Raw genomic sequence first — 3,140 nt, forward strand, 5'->3', positions numbered from 1 at the left:
CCGCCAGGACGTTCATCACCATGTCCAGCTCCACCGCCAGCTTGAACAGCAGACGGCACGTCCGGTTCTCGCTGTCGTGGACGGTACTTCGCAAGGCGTCGGTCAGCGCGGCGGGCAGAAACTCACAGGCGTCCTGGCCGGAGACGTAGCCGGCGTAGAATAGCGCGGCCTTCTCCAGGAACTCACTACGGCTTTTGCAGCCCGCAGTCTCCAGAGCTCTGTCCATTACTTCCAGGGTAGAGGGATAGAGCCACACGGGGATGCGTGTCTTGATCTCATCCGGGCCGTTGGGCTCCAAATTTACGGTTTTTCTTCTCTTCATGAAAACACCTCCGTTTTGTGCAATAACCACCCGGCACAGCCACCTGGAAAAGCGGCTGGACCGGGCGGAATTTCGGCTATGTATCATATTTCCGACCACCTGCCACAGCCAGCAAGGGCCCAAACCGACCACCTCGTCTCCGTCCCCGACCCGCTCTGCGGGGCGGTGTTCACCGGCAGGTGGTCGCAAAGCGACCACCTGCGTTTATCCCGCACCTTTTTCGACCGGGCCCTTTGGCGGTGCGCCTGGGCTCCTTGCTCTGGAGCGGACCCATTCGGCACAAGGCCCCGCAGGGCGCGCTCTGGCGGGGGGAGGGGTATCGCTCCGGCGGAGCGCTTGCGGCGGCAGCGAGGGGCGCTGGCGTGGCGGACAGTGCGGGAACAATAGGAGGGCCGCTCCACAATGGGAGCGGCCCTCTGCTGGTGCGGCTATGGAGTCCGTTCGTCGCCGCGGTAGAATTGGCAGGGGCGGGCGTACTCAGGGAACGAACCGTACAGCCGCACGATGCTCTTCTGCTTTCGGTCATAGACCAGAGCACCGTCATAAGTCGGTCCGCCTTTCCCACGCACATAGTCGCGAGCTGCCCGTGCCGCTTCCTTGACGGAGACATAGTCCCGTTTGTCATCCGGCCCGCCGTCGTCCCCGCTGTAGGTGATGACCTGGAAGCGACCTCCGCCGCGAATGGATACCATCTTGACAAGGGTGTCGCGGACGAAGTCGTAATCCCGCGGCGGCGCGCCTTTTGGGCTGGTCATCACGTCAGCGCCTGTTCCGCTTTGGAGGACTCCTGCTTTTGCGCAAGCGCTGTTTGGACCCTCCNCAACAGATTCCGCAGAGCGTCCGCCGNCAGGAATCCGCCAGCGGGGGCTTTCCCGGTCAGGACCATATCCTCCAAGTCATCCATCTCCATGAGCATCCGCACGGCGTTTTGGGCGGTCTGCCATTCTTCCAGGGTGCATTCCTCCTGGACGGCGCCTTTGAGAATCTCACAGACGGCGTCCAGCTGCATGGCGGGACCTGGCATGGGGAGAGGGGAGTCCAGCCTGACCAGGCTGTCGGTTCGCTCCCCGGTCCTGGCNAAGCGCTTGGCGCTTTCCAGCTCGTGATCAACCCACTCCAGAAGCGCGCCGCCGTCGCCCAGGTCCTCCGAAGAGTGGAGCAGGGCCAACGCCTCCCGGNACTCTTCGCCGGAGTCCAAGGCATCCTCGCCGCCCTCCAGCAGGGACACGGCCTCGCGGGCCATCAGAGTACACGCCTCGAGGCGCGTCAGGGGGATTCTGCTTTCGTTTTTCATGGTGCTCTTTCCTTTCCTGTTATAAATTTTCTGAGGGTGCGGCAACACAATGCCACACCCCCGCCGGGATATCCATTCATCAGCAGCAACAAAAAAACCGTACCGTTTTTGACTCACATCGACGGCGCCGTTGGCGGAGCCATATCCTCCGCCAACAGTTGACCGCTGTAGTCCTTCAGCGTCTGTCCGGTCTGCTGGAGGCAGTACTCCTCCATCTTCCGCAGCAGGGTCGCTTTCTCGACAGCGTTGAGCCGGTACTCCACCGCCTCCTCGCGCCCATCCGCCCAGTGCAGGTCAACCTCCAGCTCGTCGCAGACCTGTCCGGCGGCGCAGTCATAGTTGGCATAGATGTTCAGTGAATCATCGCTTTCACCAGGACAGATGCGGGTACCGAACACCTTATCCACTCCGAAGGCGGTTTCCATATAGAAATTCAGCTGTCCGTTATCCGCGACGAGCCCATCCGAGAGGACGATATTCTCTGAGGACAAATGGCCTGCCGATGGTATTTCTCTGTCTGCCAGCTTTTCCATAAGCCGGAACTGCCGCCGCTCCCTGTCATAACTGCCGCCGCGGTACGAATGCCAGCTTGCGGTAGAGACATCCTTGAGCCGATAGGTGATCCATCCAAGCTCAGGACGAACAGCGGAGAACTCTTTCGTATCAAGATCAACATCGTATACGCCGGTGATTTTTTGGTCTCCCGTCACACAGGCAAACGCCATCCGGTCAAATTCTTCCACCGGAATGTTTTCCCTGCCGGGCAAAATCTCCTGGAAAGGACACCGTTCCGCCTGACGCAGCCAACGCCGGACGAACGCGGCGGCTTCCACCATGCCGGCCGCCTGTTTCATCTGGAACTGTTCTGTAACGCAGTTTTCCGTTATACGGAACGCGGCATATTTCTGACTGGCGGCTATAGCTTGCTCCATCTGTCGTTCCTCCTCACGCATCTCTGCGATAATCTTATCGTAAACTGGTGTAGGAAGCAGACTGATAAGATTATCCAGATATTCGTTCAGCTTGTCCTCCAGCTTTTCCACTTCCAACTGCTGAGTCAGAGCCTGGTACCATCGTTCATCCAGCCAGAGGATTACTTCTCTGCTTTTCAAAATGTTTACCTCCTACAATATTTTTACCAGCCCTTACATTACGGGCCCGGAAGACAATGCGATGGACGAATCCATATCCTGAGCGCCGCAGACCTCCAGCGCCAGCGCTGCCTCCTCACGGCACCTGTCCTGGACCTGTTCCATCAGCTCCGGCGACAGGTCGATTTCAAACCAGTGCTTCTCTCCCTCCGCGTCAATGTAGAAGACGTTCCGCCCTCTTTCGGTTTCGGGATCGGTGTCGGTAATCAGTCTGGCGGAGCGGCTCTCCAGATCCCAGAAGGCGCAGAGACCGAAATCAGTGGGGGAAAACTTCTCCCCGTCGATCTCCCGCGCCTGGACTTGATATCGCTCCGACAGATCTGTGAGCTCCATCCAGACCAGAACACCGTCCGGGAAGCAGTCTGTCTCTTAT

At 59.2% G+C, this 3,140-nt stretch carries 4 protein-coding genes; all 4 read right to left on the reverse strand.

Annotated elements, in window-relative coordinates:
- A partial coding sequence (locus JX325_RS14185; RefSeq protein WP_204791739.1) for a hypothetical protein occupies positions 1-322 on the reverse strand: 322 nt, incomplete at its 3' end.
- A gap of 428 nt (positions 323-750) precedes the next feature.
- Positions 751-1,014 (reverse strand): hypothetical protein, encoded by a 264-nt coding sequence (locus JX325_RS14190; RefSeq protein WP_204791740.1) that lies wholly within the window; start codon positions 1,012-1,014, stop codon positions 751-753.
- Positions 1,015-1,729: 715 nt separating this feature from the next.
- A complete protein-coding gene (locus JX325_RS14195) occupies positions 1,730-2,728 on the reverse strand; it encodes a hypothetical protein (RefSeq protein ID WP_204791741.1) in 999 nt (332 codons plus the stop codon).
- 33 nt (positions 2,729-2,761) lie between these two features.
- On the reverse strand, positions 2,762-3,100 hold the full coding sequence (locus tag JX325_RS14200; RefSeq protein WP_204791742.1) for a hypothetical protein: 339 nt from the start codon (positions 3,098-3,100) through the stop codon (positions 2,762-2,764).
- Positions 3,101-3,140 lie beyond the last annotated feature (40 nt).

The sequence above is a fragment of the Oscillibacter sp. CU971 genome, assembly GCF_905219725.1.
In the GTDB taxonomy this organism is placed as follows: domain Bacteria; phylum Bacillota; class Clostridia; order Oscillospirales; family Oscillospiraceae; genus Oscillibacter.

Coding starts and splice junctions, on each gene's coding strand:
- JX325_RS14190 (WP_204791740.1), bottom strand. CDS start 1,014: ATGGTATCCATTCGCGGCGGAGGTCGCTTCCAGGTCATCACCTACAGC.
- JX325_RS14200 (WP_204791742.1), bottom strand. CDS start 3,100: ATGGAGCTCACAGATCTGTCGGAGCGATATCAAGTCCAGGCGCGGGAG.